At 41.7% G+C, this 23,932-nt stretch carries 16 protein-coding genes; 8 read left to right on the top strand and 8 right to left on the bottom strand.

Features of this window, described 5'->3' with window-relative positions; translation table 11 throughout:
- Positions 1–245: 245 nt before the first annotated feature.
- The 5 genes from ccsA to carA all read left to right on the top strand — a co-directional run bounded on the left by ccsA (position 246) and on the right by carA (position 6,975).
- Positions 246–3,389 carry a cytochrome c biogenesis protein CcsA gene (gene ccsA, locus HMPREF1154_RS08715; protein ID WP_009642232.1) on the top strand — a complete coding sequence of 1,048 codons (3,144 nt, stop codon included), beginning with the start codon at positions 246–248 and terminating at the stop codon, positions 3,387–3,389.
- A gap of 7 nt (positions 3,390–3,396) precedes the next feature.
- Positions 3,397–4,848 (top strand): DUF4832 domain-containing protein, encoded by a 1,452-nt coding sequence (locus HMPREF1154_RS08710; protein ID WP_034567214.1) that lies wholly within the window; start codon positions 3,397–3,399, stop codon positions 4,846–4,848.
- Positions 4,849–5,039: 191 nt separating this feature from the next.
- Positions 5,040–5,609: a hypothetical protein gene (locus tag HMPREF1154_RS08705; RefSeq protein WP_009642209.1), complete on the top strand. Its 570-nt coding sequence runs from the start codon at positions 5,040–5,042 to the stop codon at positions 5,607–5,609.
- A 5-nt stretch (positions 5,610–5,614) separates the two neighbouring features.
- Positions 5,615–5,851 carry a hypothetical protein gene (locus tag HMPREF1154_RS08700; RefSeq protein WP_009642225.1) on the top strand — a complete coding sequence of 79 codons (237 nt, stop codon included), beginning with the start codon at positions 5,615–5,617 and terminating at the stop codon, positions 5,849–5,851.
- A gap of 17 nt (positions 5,852–5,868) precedes the next feature.
- Entirely contained in the window at positions 5,869–6,975 is a 1,107-nt protein-coding gene (carA, locus tag HMPREF1154_RS08695) for a glutamine-hydrolyzing carbamoyl-phosphate synthase small subunit (RefSeq protein ID WP_009642222.1), read from the top strand.
- 123 nt (positions 6,976–7,098) lie between these two features.
- On the opposite strand, the gene atpA is transcribed toward carA, so the two are convergent.
- The 8 genes from atpA to HMPREF1154_RS08655 form a co-directional block, all read right to left on the bottom strand.
- Positions 7,099–8,682, bottom strand: a complete 1,584-nt coding sequence (atpA, locus tag HMPREF1154_RS08690) for a F0F1 ATP synthase subunit alpha (protein WP_009642217.1) — start codon at positions 8,680–8,682, stop codon at positions 7,099–7,101.
- Between the two features lie 211 nt (positions 8,683–8,893).
- Entirely contained in the window at positions 8,894–11,320 is a 2,427-nt protein-coding gene (locus tag HMPREF1154_RS08685) for a DUF2339 domain-containing protein (RefSeq protein WP_009642227.1), read from the bottom strand.
- A 49-nt stretch (positions 11,321–11,369) separates the two neighbouring features.
- On the bottom strand, positions 11,370–12,266 hold the full coding sequence (locus tag HMPREF1154_RS08680) for a helix-turn-helix transcriptional regulator (RefSeq protein WP_009642210.1): 897 nt from the start codon (positions 12,264–12,266) through the stop codon (positions 11,370–11,372).
- A 5-nt stretch (positions 12,267–12,271) separates the two neighbouring features.
- Entirely contained in the window at positions 12,272–12,883 is a 612-nt protein-coding gene (locus tag HMPREF1154_RS08675; protein ID WP_009642223.1) for a hypothetical protein, read from the bottom strand.
- A 100-nt stretch (positions 12,884–12,983) separates the two neighbouring features.
- A complete protein-coding gene (locus HMPREF1154_RS08670) occupies positions 12,984–13,829 on the bottom strand; it encodes a metallophosphoesterase (protein WP_009642220.1) in 846 nt (281 codons plus the stop codon).
- Positions 13,830–13,944: 115 nt separating this feature from the next.
- Positions 13,945–15,006 (bottom strand): uracil-DNA glycosylase, encoded by a 1,062-nt coding sequence (locus tag HMPREF1154_RS08665; RefSeq protein WP_009642230.1) that lies wholly within the window; start codon positions 15,004–15,006, stop codon positions 13,945–13,947.
- Positions 15,007–15,046: 40 nt separating this feature from the next.
- Positions 15,047–15,334 (bottom strand): cyclic-phosphate processing receiver domain-containing protein, encoded by a 288-nt coding sequence (locus HMPREF1154_RS08660; RefSeq protein WP_034567211.1) that lies wholly within the window; start codon positions 15,332–15,334, stop codon positions 15,047–15,049.
- 139 nt (positions 15,335–15,473) lie between these two features.
- Positions 15,474–16,487 (bottom strand): PD-(D/E)XK nuclease family protein, encoded by a 1,014-nt coding sequence (locus HMPREF1154_RS08655; protein ID WP_009642212.1) that lies wholly within the window; start codon positions 16,485–16,487, stop codon positions 15,474–15,476.
- Between the two features lie 1,040 nt (positions 16,488–17,527).
- Between HMPREF1154_RS08655 and glgP the strand changes: the two genes are divergently transcribed.
- The 3 genes from glgP to HMPREF1154_RS08635 all read left to right on the top strand — a co-directional run bounded on the left by glgP (position 17,528) and on the right by HMPREF1154_RS08635 (position 23,815).
- On the top strand, positions 17,528–21,724 hold the full coding sequence (gene glgP / locus HMPREF1154_RS08645; RefSeq protein WP_009642219.1) for an alpha-glucan family phosphorylase: 4,197 nt from the start codon (positions 17,528–17,530) through the stop codon (positions 21,722–21,724).
- Positions 21,725–22,004: 280 nt separating this feature from the next.
- The gene (locus HMPREF1154_RS08640) at positions 22,005–23,132 is read left to right on the top strand and encodes a tetratricopeptide repeat protein (RefSeq protein ID WP_034567206.1); all 1,128 of its coding nucleotides are present in this window, start codon (positions 22,005–22,007) and stop codon (positions 23,130–23,132) included.
- A 29-nt stretch (positions 23,133–23,161) separates the two neighbouring features.
- A complete protein-coding gene (locus HMPREF1154_RS08635) occupies positions 23,162–23,815 on the top strand; it encodes a DedA family protein (RefSeq protein ID WP_009642218.1) in 654 nt (217 codons plus the stop codon).
- Positions 23,816–23,932 lie beyond the last annotated feature (117 nt).

Here is a 23,932-nt window from a genome sequence, read left to right as displayed (position 1 = left end):
GATTTCAGAGATCAGGATCTGTCTGCTATAACCCTTTACCTCTTAATTTTCAGAATGCAAAATTACAACATTTTAGAGGTAAAAACAATATTTTGCAATAATAAAATGAAGTTAATTAACAGTGATTAGTTGTTGGCAATGCGTGGTCAGTGTCGTAACTCAAAATTCAGAACTCAAAACTCAAAACTTGTTTGCCTTTTATCATTATATTTCGTATTTTTGCCCCTTAGGAAATTACTCAAAAAATGCTTAAAAAACTCACGCAATTCCTTATTTCTACTCGCCTAATGGCAGTGCTTTTCTTGGCCTATGGGGCTGCCCTTGCTATGGGTACTTTTGTGGAAACTTGGTATAATACCGACACAGCCAAAATCTGGATCTATAACGCTTGGTGGTTTGAACTCATCATGGCGCTTTTTGTCATCAACTTTATCGGGAATATTGGTCGCTATCGCCTGCTCAAGCGCGAAAATTGGGCGGTTTTCGTCCTGCATGCCTCTTGGATCTTCATCATCGTGGGGGCTGCCGTTACCCGCTACATCAGCGACGAAGGTAAGCTCGCCCTACGCGAGGGAGAGGAGGCTGACTTTTATACCTCGGAGCTGACCTATATCACCGCCCAGGTAGATGGCTCCTACGAGGGACAACCCCTACGCAAAGCCAAACAAACCGAGGTGCTCTTCTCCGAATTTACTTCCAATTCCTATAGCTGGTCTTCTGACTTCAAGGGAAAGGATTTCCGTATAGACCTCAAGCGATTTATCGCTCATGCCGAGGCTACCTTTGTAGCGGATCCCCAAGGTGAATTCTATCTGAAGATTGTAGAGGCCGCTGGCGGAGAGGGACACGAACACTACCTCAAGAGTGGTGCTACTGAAAACTTCCATGGCCTGCCCATCTCGCTGAACAACCCTACCGAAGGAGCTATCAACCTACAAATAACCCCTGAAGGGAGCTATATTCATACCCCTTATATGGGTAGTTATATGACCATGGGAGACCAAAAGGTGTTTGAGGTAGCCAAAGATAGTATGCAGCCTCTCCAATACCGCTGCTTGTACAACATAGGCGGCATGCGCTTTGTTCTCCCTGAGCCAATGCAAAAAGGGAAAATGGTCATGACCTCTATCCCTGAGAAAAAACAAAATGCAGGTGATCTCAGTGCCCTTGTGATGAGTATCACCTGCGAAGGTGAAACAAAGGAAGTAGAGGTCATTGGTAGGCGTGATGAGATCAACCCTCCCTCCTCAACAGAGGTAGGCGGACTTACCTTCCACCTAAGCTATGGTTCGGTGCGTACACCCCTGCCTTTCAAAGTAAAGTTGGATGACTTCATCGCTGACAAATACCCTGGCACCGAGCGTAGTTACTCCTCTTTCAAGAGTAAAGTGACCGTAACCTCCCCAGAGGAAACTTTTAAATATGATATCTACATGAACCATATCCTTAACTATAAGGGCTATCGCTTCTTCCAAGCCAATTTCTTCCCCGATGAGAAAGGGACTATTCTTTCTGTCAATCATGATTTTTGGGGTACCTTGCTCACTTACATAGGCTATACCCTACTCTATATAGGTCTTATCGCCAGTATGTTCTTCGGAAAGACACGCTTTGTCCAGCTCAGTCAAAAGCTCAAAAAGCTCTATGACAAACGCCGAGGTGCTCTTACCCTCTTGGCCTTATTCTTTTCCGTAGGCGCCTATGCCCAACATGATTCTTTTGAACTGACCCCCAAGCAGATAGACTCGCTTATCAAGGCCACTACCGTCAAGAAGGAACATGCCGACCGCTTTGCTCACTTGGTAATCCAAGACGAAGATGGCCGTATGAAGCCAATCAATACCTTTGCTTCTGAATTGCTCAGAAAAGTCAGCAAGGCTGATACTTTCCGCGGACTGGACGCCAATCAGGTATTCCTCTCCATGCTGCTGAATCGTCAGCTATGGTACAACGTGGATTTCTTCTATATCAAAAAAGATAACGACAGCTTACACAAGATTTTAGGCGTAGAAAAAGGCCTTAAGCGCGTAAGAGCTTTGGATTTCTTGGACAAGGAATATAACAACAAACTCAATCCTTACTTAGTGGAGGCCTATTCCACCTCCAACCCCAACCAATTCCAAAAGGAGTTCAAGGAAGTAGATACCAAGATGCATCTTTTGGAACGCGCCCTTTCGGGGAGTATGTTGCGCATTTTCCCACTGAAGGACAGCCCTAACAACAAGTGGATTTCCCCATTGGACATCTACGAGAATCCTACCTATACGCAGGACACCCTCGAAGCAGGCTTTATCAAGCACGCTTTCCGCTGGTACCTCTCCTCTGTAAAAGATGCCGTGGAGACAGGCAATTACAGCGATGCGGATAAGATCCTGACTGTACTCCAGCAGAACCAGCGCGCCGTAGGTAAGGCGGTAATTCCTTCCGAAAAACAGATAGAAGCCGAGATACTTTACAACAAGTATGATGTCTTCAAAAGCCTCTTTAGCTGGTACTTATATGTAGGAACAATCATGTTTGTCGTGCTTATCGCGCGTATCTTTAAGGAGCGCAAGGCACTGCGTATCACCACCCAAGTATGTACAGGATTGCTCTTTTTCCTCTTTGCCCTACATACCGCAGGGCTTGCTTTCCGCTGGTATATCTCAGGCCATGCCCCATGGAGTGATGCTTATGAGAGTATGATCTATGTGGCATGGGCTACCATGGGTATTGGATTGTGTTTCGCCCGTCGCTCACCACTGAGCCTCGCTTCCACCGCCTTTGTAACCTCCATGATCCTGATGATTGCCCACTGGAACTGGCTTGACCCTTCCATTGGCAACCTACAGCCTGTACTCAACAGCTACTGGCTGATGCTCCATGTGGCGGTGATTGTAGGTAGCTATGGCCCTTTCACCTTGGGTATGATCTTAGGGGCTATTAACCTCTTACTCATGATTGTCACCACGGCGAAGAACCGAGAAAAAATCAAGGGTGTAGTAGATGAACTAACTATCGTCAATGAACTAGCCCTTACCGTGGGACTTATCATGCTCACCATTGGGAACTTCTTGGGTGCCCAGTGGGCTAATGAGAGCTGGGGACGCTACTGGGGCTGGGATCCGAAGGAGACTTGGGCGCTGGTGAGTATCATGGTCTATGCCTTTGTCATTCACATGCGTATTGTCCCCTCCTTACGTGGCATATGGGGCTTTAACTTTGCCAGTGTGGTAGCCTTTGCCAGTATCCTGATGACCTATTTCGGGGTTAATTTCTACCTTTCAGGACTACATAGCTACGCCAGCGGAGAGAAAGTCATTACTCCAAACTTTGTCTATTATGCAGCCATCTTTGTCATTGTCTTAGGTATAGTATCCTTCATAAGAAGAAAAAATCTAAAAGAGTAGTTGCTCCATGAAACCTATCCTCCTATTACCATTCTGTCTACTGTCCTTTGCCAATTGTGAGAAAACGAATTCTGAAGCAACATCTTCTGCTGCTACAGATTATAGTCAAATGCAGATGAAACAGTATACCGAAAGCCAAGCAGATATCCTTAATCCTGAACGAGGATTCTATACGCATCGCGGTTTCTCTGCAAGCAAGAACGAAATGCTCTCGGCAAGTGATATCCAGAAATATCGTGAGGAAGGCATCTCCCTTGTGTTCACTATATACTATCTAAAGGAATTCCGTGACAAACCTATATCTGAGGCTTTTCTTGAGCTAATCCGCCACAATATGCGGGTGCTGCGTGAAGGAGGGAATAAGGCTATTGTGCGCTTTGCTTATACTTCTTCTAGAGAAGAAAGACCTTGGGATGCCCCTTGGGAGATTACCCAAAGACATATAGCTCAACTCAAACCCATCCTCCAAGAATATTCAGACGTAATTTGTCTGATGGAGGCTGGTTTTGTAGGTGTGTGGGGAGAATGGTACTATACAGATAATTATGTATACAAACCTAAAGAGGAGGCGTATGCTCCCAGAGCACGCGTTCTTTCAGCTCTTTTGGAAGCACTCCCCTCTGATAGAATGATTGCTGTGCGTACACCTCAGGCCAAACTCCTTACCCAAGGTATCACCCCAAAGGATACGCTCAGCCTTTCGACAGCCTTCAAGGGAACACCTCTGGCTCGTATTGCCGCCCATAATGACTGTTTTTTGGCAGACGAAGATGATAGAGGCACCTTTGCTAATAACCTCACATATAGAAATTATTGGGAGACAGAAAGCAAATATACTGCTATGGGAGGAGAGACTTGTGCACTTTCTTCCCTAGCGACATGTAGCCATGCTTTAGCCCAATTCTCTCAATATCATTGGTCTTACCTCAATCGAGACTATCATCAAGATGTTTTCAAACAATGGAAGGAAGGAAAATGCCTCAATGAAATTCAAAAGCGATTGAGTTATCGCTTTTCTCTAATGAAAGGTTACTTCACCAAAAATCCCAAAATAGGAAGCCCCTATCAGATAGAATTACTACTGAAAAATACGGGATGGGCATCTCCTTTCAACCCTCGTAGCGTAGAGTTATTGTTCGTATCTGAAGAAAATCCTAATGAGAAATATAGAATTACCTTAGCCGATGACCCTCGTTACTGGTTTGCCGGAAAAACAAGTACCCTAAAGACTACTTTCTTGCTACCACGTGTTATGAGCAAAGGAAAATATACTATCTACCTAAACCTACCCGATCCGCGAGAGCCTCTTTCCAAAAGAAAGGAATATAGTATCCAATTAGCAAATAAAGACACTTGGAACTCTCAAAAAGGATATAACAAGATACAAGAAGTTTCCCTCTCTGAAATAGGAGAGAATAACCTGAAAAACATACCCTCTTTAGAGAAATTCACAGAGTAAAAACAATGCTATTTTATTTGGGATAAGGTCTCTCTTAGTGAAAAACATAGCCTTACAAGCCCAAACCAACTTAGGAAATCTACTTTTCCTTAAAAGCAAAATAGGCTATCAAAATTTAATTAAAAAACCAAGTATAGTCAGAAAAATGACGTATATTTGCAGCATAGAATTTTCATCTGACATATCCTCATATGAACTATATTTATCTAAAAGGACATCATGGCACAGATCTTGATAGCTCTGAAGAGATACTTAAATCTAACTATCAGAAATCAATAGGAGATGAACACTGGTTAGGGGATGGTGTCTATTTTTTTATAAATGGTCTTTCCTCTGATACTCAGAATTTAGCCAAAGAATGGGCAAAAGCACAGTCTTGGGATAATGAAAACAAGAAATATAAATACACTAATATTGTAGTGCTTGAATCTGAAATCCAAATAAATAAAGAAAATCTATTAGATTTAACTCAAGAAGAAGGAATAAAAATATTAATCTATTTAGTTGATAGATATTTAAATGTTTTAAGAAAAACAGGAAAAGGATTGGATTTTTATGATGGATTACTAATTAATATGGCAAGAGATAAAGGAATTCTCCCTATTGATATAGTAAAAGGTAATTTTTACATAAAGTTCGAAAAAGAGCGAAAATACAAAATAAATCTTAGGACTTGTAATTGTACTATATGTGTTGTCTTTGACCCTACAAAAAATATCATCTCCACAAAGAAAAAACAAGTTGAACCTATTAATCTATAATAATTATGAAATTAGCTGATGTAAAAGAGAGAATAGATAACTTTTTTGACAATATAACTCCCGAAGAATTATATGAGTTATCTCTTTCCTATGGATTCAAAGAAATTGCCCCTGAGACAAATGAAGAAAATATATCTTCAAAGCCACTACAGCCCTTGGGAACAGACACTATAGTGCTACCAACTATTAGTTCTGATAAATTTCAAGACCAAAAAGAAATGTCTTTAAAACAACGAATATAGATTTATTTCTTAAATAAATGAAATATACACAAAAAAAACCAGCAATTGTCCTCTTGGAGGACGGCACTGTTTTCTATGGAAAAGCCGTAGGAAAAGAAGGTAGTGCTTTTGGTGAAATCTGCTTTAATACAGGGATGACTGGCTATCAGGAAATCTTTACCGACCCCTCCTACTTCGGGCAAATCATGGTAGCGGCTACCGTTCATATAGGCAATTACGGGGCTTTCTCTGAAGAAAACGAATCCGACGGGGTGAAAATTGCAGGCCTTGTATGTCGTAACTTTAGCGAGTATGGCTCCCGCCCTATCAGTGAAGAGTCCTTAGGTGCTTTCCTTGAAAGACAAAATCTCTTTGTAGTAAGCGATGTGGATACTCGTGCCTTGGTGTCCTACATACGTGATCATGGGAGTATGAATGCGGTACTCTCCACCGAAGTGGACAACATAGAAGGACTCAAAGCCCAGCTCAAGGCGCAACCGTCCATGAAGGGCTTGGCCTTAGCCCCTGAAGTATCCACCAAGGAGGCTTATTTTGTAGGAGATGAAAATGCCCCCTATCGTGTGGCTGCCTTGGATTTAGGTATCAAGCGCAATATATTGCGCAACTTGGCGGCTCGTGGTGCCTATATCAAGGTATTCCCTCATACAGCTACCTTTGAAGAACTCAATGCTTTTGCTCCTGATGGCTTCTTCCTCTCCAATGGCCCTGGTGACCCTGAGCCACTAACCGAGGCCATTACACTTACTCAGCAAGTTATTGACAGTGGTAAACCTGTATTTGGCATTTGCTTAGGTCACCAGCTCATTGCCCTCTCCCAAGGGGTTCCTACCTATAAGATGCGCAATGGCCACAGAGGAATCAACCACCCTGTAAAGAACCTCCTTACAGGCAAGAGTGAGATTACCTCCCAGAATCATGGTTTTGCTGTTGATAAGGAATTAGCAGAAAAGAACCCCAATATAGAGATCACCCACCTACACCTCAATGATGGTACTGTAGCGGGTATTCGCCTAAAGAACCGCCCCGTATTTAGCGTACAATACCACCCTGAAGCAGCTCCAGGCCCTCATGATGCAAGCTATCTTTTTGACCAGTTCATTGAGTTAATGACAAGTAACAAGTAACTAATAACAAGTAACTAATAAAATAACACGCCTTGCAGGTTATGCAGGGCGTGTTGCTTTATAAAAATATTGCCTTACAGCGCGTAAGGCAATATTAGTAATCTATCTATAAATCAAAAATGATTATTTCACGATATAATTTTGAGCTATCTCTTTAGCTACTTTTTCCAATACAGAAGTAATCTCATCATTGATTTTTCCTGCTTTGAGTTCTGCAAGGGTATCCTGGTGAGCTGTGCGAAGGTTATCCAAGTATTCTTTTTCAAACTCACGTACGCGCTCTACTGGAACTTGGCGCAATAGGTTCTTAGATCCTACATAGATAATCGCTACTTGGTCTTCTACCTTGTATGGAGTATTAGAAGATTGTTTAAGGATTTCCACATTGCGCTTTCCTTTCTCAATCACGTTGCTGGTAGCTGCATCAAGGTCAGAACCGAACTTAGCAAAAGCCGCCAATTCGCGGAACTGTGCTTGGTCAAGCTTAAGGGTACCTGCTACCTTCTTCATAGACTTGATCTGAGCGGAACCTCCCACACGGGATACAGAGATACCCACGTTAATTGCTGGACGCACCCCAGAGTTGAACAAGTCAGACTCAAGGAAGATCTGTCCGTCGGTGATAGAAATCACGTTGGTTGGGATATAAGCGGAAACGTCACCAGCTTGGGTTTCTATCACAGGAAGTGCGGTAAGAGAACCACCACCCTTTACAAGGTGTTTGATAGAATCAGGGAGGTCATTCATATTGTGGGCTACATTGTCGTCCTTGATCACCTTAGCAGCGCGTTCCAAGAGGCGAGAGTGCAAGTAGAACACGTCCCCAGGGTAGGCTTCACGTCCAGGCGGGCGACGAAGCAAGAGGGATACCTCACGGTAAGCCATGGCTTGCTTGGAAAGGTCATCATAGATAATAAGCGCTGGGCGACCTGTATCACGGAAGTATTCCCCTATGGCTACCCCTGCAAAAGGAGCATATACCTGCATTGGTGCTGGGTCAGAAGCATTGGCCGCTACGATAGTAGTATAGGCAAGTGCTCCTGCATCCTCCAAGGTTTTAGCGATCCCTGCTACAGTAGAGGCTTTTTGACCAATGGCTACATAGATACAATACACTGGATTACCTGCATCGTAGAACTCTTTTTGGTTGAGGATGGTATCGATACATACGGTAGTCTTACCTGTTTGTCTGTCCCCGATTACAAGCTCACGCTGACCGCGCCCAATAGGAATCATAGCATCAATAGCCTTAATCCCTGTTTGCAAAGGTTCATTTACGGGTTGGCGATAGATTACCCCTGGCGCCTTACGCTCGAAAGGCATTTCGTAAAGTTCGCCTAAGATAGGGCCTTTACCGTCAATAGGTTCACCTAAGGTATTGATTACACGTCCTACGATCCCCTCCCCTACTTTGATAGAGGCGATGGTTTTGGTACGTTTTACGGTGTCCCCTTCTTTTATTTGGGTAGAAGAACCAAGGAGTACCACCCCTACGTGATCTTCTTCAAGGTTAAGCACCATTCCTTCTTGTCCTGATTCGAAATGGACAAGCTCTCCGTTTTCCACTTTGGAGAGACCGAAAATGCGAGCAATCCCATCTCCTACTTCTAATACCGTCCCTACCTCTTCTAAAGATACCGACGCATCGAAGTTTGCTAATTGTTTCTTAAGAATCGCTGAAACTTCAGCCGCCTTTATTTGTGCCATTATTTTTATGTATGAATGTATTCTTTATTTTGCCTTTATTTATAAAAGTCACCTATTGGCACTTCTATAAATTTCCGTGCAAAGATACAAAAAAAAATCAAACCTACCAGCAGTTAAATCACTTTTTTTAGTGACAAGTTACTAGTGACAAGTTACTAGTGACAAATCCTATTATGGTATTAGTCACTTGTCATTGGTCACTTGTCATTGGTCACTTGTCATTATTACGTATTTTCTTATCGTACTTCACATAGAGGAAGGAAGCGATCATAAGCAATACACCAAGTATGACCAATACCACCACTCTAGAAATAGTACTTAGGTGCGCTATATCATAGAAAAATAGCTTGACTAAAGTAAAGAGAATTACAGATATACTGGCTATTCGCATATAGCTTTTGCTCTGATGTATTCCCTTCACAAGCATGAACACACCATAAGACACCCATAAGATGCTCAGACCCAATTTGTAATTAGCCGTAGCACCCAAAAGTTCTGTCCAGTGTAGCCATTCGCTACTTACCACCCATAGAACAACCCCATAAAGCACCAAATCACGTACCTTATTGTTTTTGAAGTTGATAGCCTCTGCATCGAGCAACTTGTACGTCTGCCATAACAATAGAGCAAAAGCCAATAGAGCTATATAACGGATGATTACATACATCATACCAGGGGTATAACTTAGGTATAGCCCCCTGAGTTCGCTGAGCAAATACAAGCCTTGTGTGAGCATAATCATTCCTATAATAAGATTGAAAACCAAGTTGTTAAACAAGATTTTTTCTTTGCGAATATAGCGCGTATCTATCCATGTAAAGAGTGCAAAGTAAGCCACTGTATAGACAATAAGCCACATTTGCTTAAAGTACTGCAAACTATCATAGGCTTTCATTCCTGTATCTGCTTCTACTACATATTGGTTTATCCTTATTGCCCAATAATTATATATCTCTATATAAAAAGTAGCATATAGCACTATAAATAGGAGTATATTGATCCCATAATCAAACGTTTCTGAGGCCTTTTCCCTATAACGGCTATTGATATAGGAGATCCCCGCCACTATACCCACATAAAGCAATGAGTTAAGGAAGGTAGTATTGAGAAAAGCTGTTACCTTCTCTGGAATTGAGGCGACATGTTCCTGCATTTCTATCCAATTAGTCCAAAGGCTAAAAGTCGCTAAAGGGAGTACTATATAGGAGAGCATCTCATACATACGGATTTTTTTGGTACGTCCTACCCAGAAGAGACCTCCTGCTTCCATTGCCCAGAAGAGCGTAATCCAAACCCCTTCAAAATAGATAGGTATGGTAAGGGTTCCAAAAGAAATGGCCAAGATGAGACTTAGGTACTTCAGCTCCTTAGAAGCGCCCCGACTACGGGTATAGTAATACACCAAGAAGTGGAAAAGTGCATTAGCCAAAGTGAATACCGTCAGATAATCACGTGTCTGAGCAAATACATTTTCAAAGGTAAAGGATAGCCCTAACGAATAGAATAACAAGGTATTAGATAGCAAAATAAGAATATCCCCTATGGTAAAAGTATCCTTTGCCCAGAGCTTGCGTACAATGAAGGCAAAATGGAAGATCAGGTAATACACCAATAGGAATGAGAAATAAAGTCCCTGGTTATCCTTGTATTTGAACACATGAAGGGTCAGGTAAAGTACCCAAGTAAAGACAAAGGCCGAATGATAGAGCCAGCGCCATTGCTTATAGAAGGATATAATCAATATCCCTACATTGATAAAAGCCACATAGGAGAGCAGTACCCATACATGTCCGCCCCCATTGCTCAGCAAGAAAGGCACCGCATAGCCTCCTACCATACCAATAAGCGCAATAATCTGCTGGTTGTAGCTCAGGGCAAACCAAATCGTGGCAACCGTCACAAAGAACATCAGTGCGAAAGCTACCCCTGTAGGGAACATCTGGTAAAAATCATACGCCACATAGGTCAGGAAATAGAAAATCGCCATCGCACCGCTGACGAGCACCGCACTGAATTTCTCATACTTAGGCTTTAGGTAATAGCCCACTCCAAAGAGGGCAGCCCCTGTGAGGTAACCCAAGATGATACGCATGGTAGGACTGATAAGGTCATGGTCTATGGAGTACTTCACCCCTATAAACACCCCAATAAGGATAATGGCAATCCCAATCTTATTAAAGAGATTACCCCCAATGAAGCGTTCCCAATCCTCTTTTTTAATCAGTTTAGACCACTCTATCACAGGTTCTCTCGTATCCTTAGAAGCAGAAGCGGCAGCCTTAGGAGGGGTAATAGGCGCCTGCATAGCTACCTTTTGGATAGGTTTTTCTATGACCTCTTGAGCCTTTGGTGTTACAACCTCTTGCGCCTTTGCCGCTGGTGTCTCTTGCTCTTTGGGCGCTGGTGCCTCTTGCACCTTTGGCGCTGGTGCTTTTTCTATAGGTGGGGTTATCTCTTTATCTGTTACTGGTTGAAATACCTCTTTAGGTTTGGGTACATCTCCCTTAGCTGGGGCAGCTGTAGAAAGCTGCTCCAACTGGCTCTGCATTAGTAAGACCTTTTGGATAATATAAGACTGGTTGCGGAGAATTCCGTCCAATTTTTTGTCCAAGGAAGCCCATTTGTCCTCTAAGCTCATAATTATATGATTTTATTAGGGACAAATGTACGAAAAATTTTCCAATTTGCTAAGTATATTGTTTGTATGCTGCCTTAAGACGCGCTTTAACCTGCTGGGCTAAGGAGGCGGGAGCGAGTACCTTTACCGAATCACTAAAAGAGCAAAGTCGCATGACTAAGTCGTAGGGAGCTTCCCCATGGGAAAAAGCAAGGGTTAGCTGTACGCGCACCTCTTTATCGTCTTCAGAAACAACTACTTGCGATGGGTGTAGCTTGAGTGTTTTAGCATATTGTCCTTGCTCATAGTTGAAAGAAAGGAGTATCTGTTGGCATGGTTCGCCTTCAGCCATGGAGATCCCATAGAAATGGTCAAAGAACGTTTCCATATCCAATTTTTGGTGTTTTACCTTTGTCTCTGTTACTCTTAGGTCGCTCATACGGTCAAAGGCAAATGCCTTGAGCTTGAAAGGCGGTTTGTCGTCCGTAGCGATAAGGTACCAGCGTCCTTGGTATTCCCTTACAGCATAAGCCAACACCTGTCTTTCGGTGGTCTCTTCCGAGTAAAAAGCCTTGTAGTGGAAAGTAATCAAGAGGTTTTTGTCAATAGCCGTAAGGATAGGGTCAAGCATCTCCAACCCTCTTTCGGGTTGGGGTTCCACAAGGAGGATATGCTGATCTTTTGCCCTTCGGTAGGCCTCCATAAGCAGGAGGTGGTCTAAGAGCAGTTGTTGGTCTGAGAGGGTTTCAGGATCTATTGTCCATACCTTTTCCTTAGCATTAAAGACAATCTCTATACCAAAGGCACTTTCTATATCATCAAAGTCTCTCCTTATGGTTCTATCACTGAAGTTTATTCCCTCTTCCTTCAATTTTTCACTGATTTTTTGTGCTGACAGCCCCTTTTTATTAGCTGTAAGCAAACTTACTATACGTACTAAACGTTCTATTTGGATTGTTTTTGCCATGATTTTTAAGGGTTAGTGGTTAGTGATTCTAATAGGTGTTCCCATATACGTTTGTCTATCTCTGCAAAGCCTTCGCCTACGCCATAGTTACCAACTTCCTTTTCTAAGCTGTCCATATCAAAGACAAGAGTATCAGCCACTTCTTCCTTTAAGGAAGCCGCCATTGCTAAGGCTTGTTTTCTTCGTTCTTTTCCTTCAAAAGAGAAAGGTATCGTAACTGCTACTTTGACAGGAATCCCTAAGAACAAGGCTCTTCTCACAATCGTAAAAATACTCCCTGTACCTGTGGCTCCACCTAAAGTAGCAAAGATGAACAATTGCTCGACACCTTCAAGAGCTTTATCAATATTACTGATATCAGCGTTTGCAATGATTTCAGCTAATAAAGGAACAAAAGGATTGAACACAAAAGATTCGCCTAAGTATAAGGTTACGAGGCCTTTTCCTTGGGCATAGGTGATACCTTCAGGGTCGGTATCACAAGCTATACAGCGGATAGGCTGGGGGCTATTCTTTTGTACATAATCTAAGAAATTAGCCCCACCACCGCCTATACCTAAAATAAGCGTCTCTGCGGGGAGCTGTCCATTAAGAGTGTTTGTTTTTACCGTATTCATGGTTTTTAATTTTTGATTACGGTGCAAAGGTAATGCTCATGTTGGACAAGCTATGACCGACTAAGAAAAAATTTTAGAGGGAAGAGGAGAAAATTATTCACTATTCGTTATTTATGGGCGAATTGTCTTTCGCCCCTACTTCTATATATCGTCCCCACTCGAAGCCTTCGTTTTCCTCACGCATGACGTAACCGAGTTGGTTGGTAGTCAGAACCGTATTGCCAATTCTGAAATCGGGTTGGTTGAAGTGGTGATGGCCATAAATCCAATAGTCAATGGCACTCTTTTCAATAAAATCGGTGAGGTCAAGGACAAAGGCATCGTTCAGTACGCTGCCCAAGTACATTTGTGGGTAGTACTTTAGGGTAGGAACATAGTGGGTAGCCACTACAATATGGTCTATCTCTCCTGCTTTCTTGGCTTGGGTAGCCTTTTTGACGGCTGTTTTGAGAAACTTAACCGCTGTTTTGTTGAAAGCGTTGAAGTCTGCCACTTGTAGGGAGTCTATTTCCTCTCCTTTTTCGGGGTTTTGCACGGTGATATAGTGGAAGTCACTCATACCATACTTAATCTTGGCAGCATTCTTCCTCCCGATATGGCTCCACATTGTACAGAGAATCAGTTGGGTACGGCCGATACGCTCGGTATAGTTGTCTACCAAAAAGAGATTGGGGATTTCCTTCATTGGTTGTTCATAGCGGGTAGCGGCATAGTTGTGTGTAAAGATATAGTACTCATGGTTGCCAGGAATCCAGAACACTTTTTTGTAGCCCTTGCATAGGTCGGCTATCTCGCTCTTAAAGAGTACACGAGAGAGCTGTACAAAGGGACACAAATCGCCTGCGATGATTAGGATATCACCCACGCGCTCTATAGCGTTGTTGTCAATCCAGTTGAGATTGTCCTCAAACTCAAGGTGTAAGTCGGAAAAGTATTGTATTTTCATCAAATAATGGTTAATGTTCAATGATTAATGTTGTGGAGCAACCGTTGAAAGCATTCTAATCTTCTAAGATGCAATAAATTGCGTCTTAATGAATTAGATTACAAGGATATCTCTACTATTGTTGAGCTTTAATGGCTTTTAATAAGGATAGGAGGTCGTCAATAACCTCTTGCTCTACATTTTCTGAATAAACATAAAGATTCTTTCGTCCTACCCAATGTTCTGTACTTTCTGCATTAGGAAAATGTTTTAGATAAAAATCTTTAGCATTTAAGTTTAAAAAATCTTTTTGATTTGAAGAACGGAAAGCAATATAAGGGATTTTATCTTGTAAATCAATACGGAAGTCTAACTCATCCCCATTAAGTCCTTTTGTTATAAATTTGTAATATTCACCTTTCGGTAACTTGGTAAAATCAAAGCCCTGTTCTTTGAGTGCTGATAGAACATTTTGAATGTTTATTTTATTATCAAGGTTAATAGGTGTGATATCTTTTCCCTCTAAAATTTCCCCCAAACGTTTGTTGATTATGTTCCTGTTTAGGTAACTACTAAGCCTTGAAGGATGGCAAACACAATATACTTTCCTATTAGAAATAAGGCCTTCAATGATTAGTTTATTTCTTCCATGTAGAAGAGTGTTTTTATTGGAAACTAATTTATCGCTTGCAGTTACACCTAAAACAATAATTTGTTTTGGATTAACAATCTCTACAAACTTTTTGGTAAGTGAAACGCAAGTATCTTCTATTTCTTTAAATTTAGGAAGTGCTTTTAAATCTTTTTCATCTTTTGTTGCAAAGAAAATATAGTTTATAAAGCAATAGTTGCCTTTTTCTATTATATTTTTTATATGTCCAATACCTTTTAACCCTTGATAAACATTCCATTTTTCATACTCCCATTTGCAAGGATTTCCCTTTAATAGACATTCAACTGTCATTTTCTCATCTTTAAATTCCCAATCTGAGGATTTTTTTTGATTAGAATAAGTCCCTTTACCTTCTTCTATATTGACATCACCTCTTGGATTCAGCCCAATAATCAGGAGTTCAGGATTCATTTTAGCTTCTGACTGTAGGGGATAGTAAGCTAAGTTAATTTCTTCAGCTATGGGGGTGATTTTCTCTATCACTTCGGCTGCCCATTGCTGTAATTCTGGGGTAAATGTGTTCATGTTTTATATGAAATTAAGGTACAAATATACTATTTCTAACTCAACCCTCAAAATTTTTAAAGTTTTCCAACAAGCGTTCTATATTCTCCTTGCCTACGGGGTTTTGGCTATGTACTTTATAATTAGGTAGAGGGAGCTGATGTATTAGGCAGTACTCCACTATGTATTTAGCACAATCATAGCCCGATAGGTCTTCTCCTAAGTCATGGTCAAAGGAAATAAAATCAGGTAGTCCCTTTCTCTCAAGATAGTCCACAAACTCCTCATAACTATATACACGGTCAAAACCTATTGGGGTAGGGCGAAGGTCATCTAAATACAATGGCATAATTTTAATTGTTAATTGTCAATGGTTAATTCTTTCTTCCACGCTGCAAAGATAGACTCACTGCTGGACAAACTGTGACCTTTTGCAATATTTTTTAAAAAAATCTCCCCACTCCTAAAAGTAGGGAGATTATAACAGTCTATCCTAAAATCTCTTTTCGCAAGAAATCTAGATATTTTGTTAGATTTTCAACTACTTTTTGAGTATTCACAAAACCTCTTTCATTAGCTAACCAGTTTTCTTTATCAACAATGGCAACTGTCATATATTTACCATTACCAAACCTATCTGGTTTTCTGATTTCATCTAATCCTAAAGCGGTTGCTTTCTCAATTATTAGATCGTAAAGTTCATTACGAGTGGTTGCTCTATCAAAATTATCAGGCAGGTCAATATCATCAGGATCTGTTGATAACTTAAAACACAATTTCCCCTCTTCAAGTTGAATATACACAGGATAATCTCCCCAATAATCCCAATTAAGAATAGCATTCCAAAAACCTCCATTTGGATTGTTTACATAATGCCATTTTATATTGATTTTAGTTTCGATAAGCTTGAAAAAACCTTGCCAATCATAGCCATTCCATTTGTCTAAAGGTTTATGCTCAAAGGCTGTACTTAACTTTTCTAAGTTAGTCATACGTTCGTAAAAATCAATAAAGATATTGTTTTTAACATCTTTATGATTATTAAGTAAAGTTATGAAGTCTGTCCTATCAAAGATAGCATATCCTTTCCCCTTTATAGCATTGAAAATACTTAGACTTTCATTTCCTGTCTTAAGGTAAATACAAATAGGAGTTTCATATCTATTCTCAGAACACCATTTTTCTGCTATTTCTTTATAGCGTTCTAACTGATTAGAGTGTTCAGAGGTCACTGTTTTATCTTCAATAATAATGAGATATTTATTATTGACTTCTGCCCATACATCAATGTTTTCCCACTGACGCCCTGCCTCAACTGTAAGTATAGGCTCATTAAAATTTGGAATTTGTTTTTTTATGAGCATAGAGACGAATTCTTTTGCACATAGGTTTAATTCCTTATCGTATTGCTGATTATCATTATCAGCAAAAGCCAATAACCAAGTGATAAAAGCATCTTGGCTAAGTTCTTTAGTGGCAATGTCAAAAATGTTTGGTTTCATGTGTTTTCGCATTTAATTGTTAATATATTTTTAAAAATCTGAATTGTATTTTTTACTTCTCTTACATACGCATAAATACGCTTACCGCCTCATTGGTTGATAGATGGACTTTCGATGTTATTCTTTCATGGAGTTCACCATTTTCATATAAACTCAATTCCCAAGTATACCCTCGCCATTCGTATTCGCAACCCCATACCATTTCGCCCTCTGCATTCTCTCTTCCTGATTTAAATGTTAGCCAGTCACTTGAGTCTTCCTGATTAGAACCTTCATAGCTCAATATATAGCCATTGTCTATATTCCCCTCCTATATAATACTCGTATTGAATAACATAGCCCTTTTCGTCGTAACAGAAAGTTTCTAAATCACCATTAAGCCATTTTATTAGTAGAGGCTTCAATTTTGTTGCAGCTGGTGGGACAAATTCCCAACAATTCGTCCCCTAAGTTAATTAAATTTGCCATACCATTAAAAGATTGATTTGATTTATCTTGTAAAAATGTATCAAACGCAGGCTCCCTCCTACTTTGTCCGGAGCCCAACCAAAGGCTAACACAAAAGCAAAAAGGAATACCTGCGCTTATAAGGCAGGCATTTCGTCCTTTGCTTTCCTTGTGCTATTGAAATGTTTGGTCGTATTCCGGAGCGGGAAAATCAAAGCGAAACGCTATATCATGATATTTCTATGGTATGTTTATCTCAAATATTTAAGTGTTTTAAAATTTGCGACAAATATACAAAATTTTTATGACATGTATTTCCTTTTTGCCTATAAAAATCTATGGATTTATAAACTTCTTCCTTCCACGATGCAAAGATAGCCGCCTAACTGGACAAACCGTGTCAGGGTAATTGTTAATTATCAGCCGTCAATTGTTAATTATTAGTGGTTAGCCCTCATAACAATTAACAATTAACCATTAAGTATTAACCATTGATAATCAAGGTGTTGAAAAAAAGAGATTAAAAATCAATTGTTTTACTTTTTTTCCTTGTAAATATTATTTATATTTGCAGAGTGTTAGAACCATAATCAATGAAAGAAGAAATAACAATGGATCCGAATTATTTATTTGAAATTAGCTGGGAAGTATGCAATAAGATTGGTGGCATACATACCGTATTGGCAACACGTGCTGCACTGCTCAGAGACAAGTTTGCAGACAAGTATATCACCGTAGGCCCTGACCTATGGCAACACAAGGAAAATCCTGAGTTCGTACAAGATGACGCGCTTTTCCCTTCATGGCTCGCTCGTACAAAGGAGGAAGGCCTACGCGTAAGAACAGGGTATTGGAATATAAAAGGAAAACCCATTGCTATTTTGGTGGATTTTTCCCATTATATCAGTGAGAAAAACGAAATTCTTACCTATTATTGGAATACCCAACAGCTGGATTCGCTCAATGCCTCTTGGGACTTCACCGAGTCTGCCCTCTTTGGCTATGCCGTAGGAAAGGTCTTGGAGAGCTTTATCCGTTTCCAAGTAGGGGTACGCGAACGTGCCATTGCCCATTTCCATGAGTGGATGAGTGGTACAGCCTTACTCTATCTCAAGCAGGAAGTTCCACAGGTGGGTACCGTATTCACTACTCATGCGACCGTCTTGGGTCGTAGCATAGCTGGCAATGGCTGGGCACTGTACAACTATTTGGAGGAGTACAAGCCTACCGAATTGGCCTACCGCTTCTCCGTACAGCATAAGCACTTCCTAGAAGCTAAGGCAGCCTGTCAGGCCGATGTATTTACTACTGTAAGCGATATTACTGCTCGCGAGGCCGCACACTTCTTAGGCCGTATCCCTGAGGTGGTTACTCCTAATGGCTTTGACGAAGGTCATATAAGCGATCGTACTAGCTTCCTTGAAAAACACAAAAGAGCTGCCGCTAAGCTCCAAGAAGTAGCCCAAAAGGTTACAGGAACTACCTTTGAAAAGAAACCTTTCTTTGTGGCTATTAGCGGACGCAATGAGTTCAGAAACAAGGGAATAGATGTCTTTATCGATGCCCTTCAAGAAATCAATAAAGATGCTACCTTTGACCGAGAAGTGGTTGCTTTCATTCTTATTCCTTCGGCTTATGAAGGAACTAACACCGTTGGGCAGACTTATACGACACATTTGGTAACTGATGAATATCACAATACTATCATATCCAAACTAAAAGAAGCTCAACTCTTTAACCAACTGCAAGATAAGGTAAAAGTGGTGTATTGTCCGAGCTATCTTTTGGGGAATGATGGGGTGTTTGACCTCTCCTACTATGACCTTTTGACAGGGATAGACCTTACTGTATTCCCGTCCTACTATGAGCCATGGGGCTATACACCTTTTGAGAGTTTATGCTTTGGGGTGCCTACCATTACCACTACCTTAGCAGGCTTTGGCTCTTGGGCTTTGGCGCATTTCCCCAACGAAAACTTGGCCTTGAAGGTGCTCCGTCGCGATGACAGCAACTACCAAGAAGTGGTGGTAGGAGTGGTAAGCCAAATAGAAAAAATTGCCCGCCTCTCCCCTACTGCTTACGAAGCGCTATGGGAAGATGCCCAACAGATAGGAAAGGCCGCCCTTTGGGATAAGTTTTTTGTCTATTACCAAAAAGCCTACGAACTCACCCTCAATAAGTTACAACCACGATTGGCCAACCTACCTATAGCTGATACCGATGTGGAAGTATGGGAACAATCCAAGGTAGTCAATACGCCTTTCTGGCGCAGTGTGATCGTACACCGTGCTACTCCTGAGAAATTCAAAGCCCTTGAGGAATTGGCTAAAAACCTTTGGTGGTGCTGGAACGAAGAAGCTGAACAACTTTTCAAGAGCATAGATCCTGAAGAGTGGCGTCGAGTACATAAGAACCCTATTTTGCTACTTGACTCCATTTCGCTCAGTAAGTTCAAGGCCTTGGAGAACGATGCTGCCTTCATGGCACGTTTGGATAAGGTATACAAAGACTTCTTGACTTACATGGAAAAGAAGAAAGAGATGACCAATCCTTCCATCGCTTACTTTAGCATGGAATTTGGTTTGCACTCTTCCCTAAAGATCTACTCTGGAGGTTTGGGTATCTTGGCCGGGGACTACCTCAAGGAAGCCAGCGACAAGGCGACCAAGATCACAGGGGTGGGCTTGCTTTACCGTTATGGTTATTTCACTCAGAAGATTTCCGCCTTTGGTAATCAAGAGTCCGAATATGAAGCACAGGACTTCACCAAGATTCCTGTTTCCCCAGTGCTTGACAAGGATGGCAAATGGCTAAAAATCTCCTTGGCCTTGCCTGGTCGTACGCTCTATGCACGTGTATGGCGTGTGGATGTAGGGCGTATTGAGCTTTACCTCTTGGATACTGACTATGAGGACAATAACGAAGAAGACCGCACCATCACTCACCACTTATACGGAGGTAACTGGGAGAACCGACTCAAGCAAGAAATGCTTTTGGGCTTGGGTGGTATCAAGGTGCTCCGCAGCTTAGGTGTTTCCTATGATATATACCACTGCAACGAAGGACACGCCGCCTTAATTGGTTTGGAACGTTTGAATAAGTTTATCAACGAACATCACCTTTCTTTCTCCGAAGCGGTAGAAGTGGTTCGTGCCTCTTCCCTCTTTACAACGCACACCCCAGTACCTGCGGGGCATGATGCCTTTGAGGAAACTATGCTACGGGCTTTCATAGGCGACTATGCCGAAAAACTCCATGTGGATTGGCAACAGATTCTTTCCCTTGGTAAGATCAATGTGAATGATCCTCATGAGAAATTCTCCATGAGCTTCTTGGCTGCAAACCTCTCTCAGGAAGTCAATGGGGTGAGTATGCTCCATGGCGAGGTAAGCCGTGATATCTTCAAAGATATGTGGAAAGGCTACCTACCAGAGGAACTCCATATCAGCTATGTAACCAATGGAGTACACCGTCCTACCTGGACTTCGCCTCTATGGAAAGAAGTGGAAGAAAAGTACTTCAAGAAGGAGGCTGGTGCCTATACAGAAGCATCGTTCGAAGGCATTTACGATGTCCCTGATGAGAAAGTAGCCCAAATCAAGCAAGAACTCCGCTCTAAGCTCATACGCCGTATCAAGCACAACCTAACCGATAGTCAAAATGTCAACTATTTCACTCCTCGTGAGATTGTGGAAGTATTTGATACCCTTCGTGATGATGTACTTACCATAGGTTTTGCCCGTCGTTTCGCTACTTATAAGCGTGCTCACCTGCTCTTTACCAATCTAGACAGACTTGATGCGATTATCAATAACCCAGAACGCCCTGTACAGTTTATCTTTGCTGGAAAGGCACACCCTGCCGACAAGGCTGGGCAAGACCTCATCAAGCATATAGTGGAAATATCCAAGCAGCCACGCTTCTTAGGAAAGATCATCTTCCTCTCTAACTATGACATGGACTTGGCTCGTACCCTGATTCAAGGGGTGGATGTATGGATGAACACGCCTACACGTCCGCTCGAAGCCTCTGGTACTAGTGGAGAAAAGGCCGCTATGAACGGGGTGATGCACTTTAGCGTACTCGATGGCTGGTGGGTAGAAGGTTACCGCGAAGATGCCGGCTGGATGCTTCCTCAAAAACGTACCTATGAAAACCAAAAGTACCAAGACGAACTCGATGCTGAGCTAATCTACAACATCATAGAAGACCAAATCGCTCCTGCTTTCTATAACAAGGACAAGGAGGGCAAAGGTATCTCCATAGAATGGTGTAACTTTATCAAGAATACCATAGGTAAGGTAGCTCCTAAATTTACGACCTATCGTATGCTTACTGATTATGAAAACCAATACTACTATCCACAGCAAAAACGCTCTAAACTCCTTAGAGCCAACAACTTCGAGAAAGCTATTGCTCTTTCTCAGTGGAAGAAGAAGGTTAGCCAAGAGTGGGCACATATACGAGTGGAGAAAGTGGTTGCTCCTAAGCGAGACACCGAACTGATCTCCTTGGGTAAGAAGTATGAGGCCACTGTAGACCTCTACCTAAGCGAACTTACTCCTGAAGATATAGGCTTAGAACTAGTGGTTACTCGTAAGGAAGAAGGTACGCTAAAGGTAGACCAACTCATTCAGGCGGAACTTATTTCCTTCTCTGGCCGTGTAGCTACCTATAAGCTCTCCACTGCCACTGAGGGTGCAGGCCTCTTTATGATTGCTTTGCGACTCTATCCTAAGCATGAACTCTTGCCTCACCGCCAGGATTTCCCATTGGTGAAATGGCTCTAAATAGTGACGAGTGACTAATGATTAGTGACAAGTAACGAGTGACTAATGATTAGTGACTAATATCTTGAAACTAAAAATTCAAAACTAAAAACTAAGCACTAAAAAGGCTGTCCTTCGGGGCAGCCTTTTTAAAGTTATCAACAAAATGAAAAGTTATAACCAACTTTGTCGGAGATAGGATAAAAAGTTGTATTTTAGCTCCCTGAAAAAATGCACTTTATACAGCGGGTAACCTCTTGATTATAAGAGTGTTCGCTGTAACCAATTACTTAAAATAACAATGTACTCAAATAAAGATGAACGCCGGGAGGTGATTTCTCGTTATGAGACCCTGCTTAGCGAACATAAGGTAGGTTTTTTTGATAGCTATCAGTATGAGGATATTATCCTTTACTATTTTGAAAATGCCAAATATGCCAAGGCCAAACAGGCCATAGACACAGCCCTTAGCCAATTCCCCTTTGTAGCTGCTCTTAGGCTCTTGCAGGCCGAGATGCTGATCTATGAGGATAACCTTCAGCAGGCAGGTGATATCTTGGACGAAATTCTCCACCAGGAGCCTTACAATGCCGAGATATATGTGCAGCGCGCCCACTTATATTCTAAAAAAAATAACCATACCAAGGCCATAGAACTACTCCAGTATGCCCTTTCCTTCAGTGATGACCCTTCGGATATTGATTCTCAGATTGCCATGGAGTATATGTATATGGAGTCGTATGCCTTGGCCAAGAAATATTTCAAACGCTGCCTAACTCGCGATCCTGAGGATTATTTTTCCCTACAACAACTCCTACACTGTTTTGATTTCTTAGGCGAAAACGAGCAGGCTATACAGTTCCTTACTGCCTTCCTTGACAACAATCCTTATTGCGAAGTGGCCTGGCATAGCTTAGGTAGGCAATATATGGTTCAGAACAATTTTCAAGAGGCACTCAGGGCGTTTGATTTTGCCATTATCAGCGATGACACCTTCACAGGCGCCTATTTTGAAAAAGGAAAAGTATTAGAACGCCTCAAGGAATACAAGTTGGCCATAGAGAACTATAAGATTACCCTTTCTCTGGACGACCCCTCGTCTTTTGCCTACTTGCGCATTGGCAATTGCTATGAGAAGTTGGGCGATAGAGTGATGGCTGAGCAGTATTATTTCAAGGCCGTACACGAAGACCCACAGTCGAGTAAGGCTTGGCTAGCCTTGGTGGATTATTATGCTAGGGAGAATGATTATGAAAAAGCCGAAAAATATGTCAATCAAGTACTGCTCAACGAAGGAGACAATCCGACCTTTTTGCGCCGTTGTGCTGAGATATACGCCCATGTAGGCCGCTTGGAAGAAGCCAAACAGATATTCAACCAAGCCATGGATCTGGGGCGTTATTCTTACGACCGTCATACAGACGAGTGATTAACACAAAACACTAAATAAGAACATATATGGAACATTTCCAAAGCTGGAGCGACCTTGTAAATCCAGAGTTTTACATTAAGTTAGGTGGATATTGGTTGGTATTATTCATCATCTTTGCCGAGACAGGGCTTTTCATAGGCTTTTTCCTCCCTGGGGATAGTCTCCTATTTATTTCTGGTATCTATGCTGTACCTATGGTAAGGGATACCTTTGGTATTACAGGTAGTGATTTCTTGGATACGACCATCATAGCCTCCTCTATCGCCCTGGCGGCTATCATAGGTAATATGGTCAGTTATTGGTTTGGTAAGCGTAGCGGACATGCGCTTTACGAACGTAAAGATTCGTTCTTCTTCAAGCGCAAATACCTACTCAAGGCCGATGTTTTCTATAAACAGCATGGTGCCGTTGCGGTCATCGCTGCTCGTTTTCTCCCTATTGTACGTACTTTTGCCCCTATCGTAGCGGGGATTGTAGGGATGCGTCGAGGCCAGTTCATGGTATACAATATTATAGGAGCTATAGCATGGTCTTTTACCCTTGTTTTTATGGGACACTACCTAGATAAGCTCTTTATAGACCAATTTGGCATAGATCTCAAAAAGCACTTAGAGCTAATCGTCCTCTTCATTGTACTGATTACCACTGCACCTGTACTCATTAAACTAATTAAAAAGTAAAAGGTAAAAATCCGAATCAATAGTTAAAATATTATTTACTTAAGTTTCGCAAGCTCTGTAATCAACTGATTCTCAAAACATCCCCCCTACCCCCCCTCAAGGGGGGAGTTAGTAAGT

The sequence above is a fragment of the Capnocytophaga sp. CM59 genome, from assembly GCF_000293175.1.
GTDB classification, from domain to species: Bacteria; Bacteroidota; Bacteroidia; order Flavobacteriales; family Flavobacteriaceae; genus Capnocytophaga; species Capnocytophaga granulosa.
This window is presented reverse-complemented; position numbering and strand designations above follow the sequence as displayed.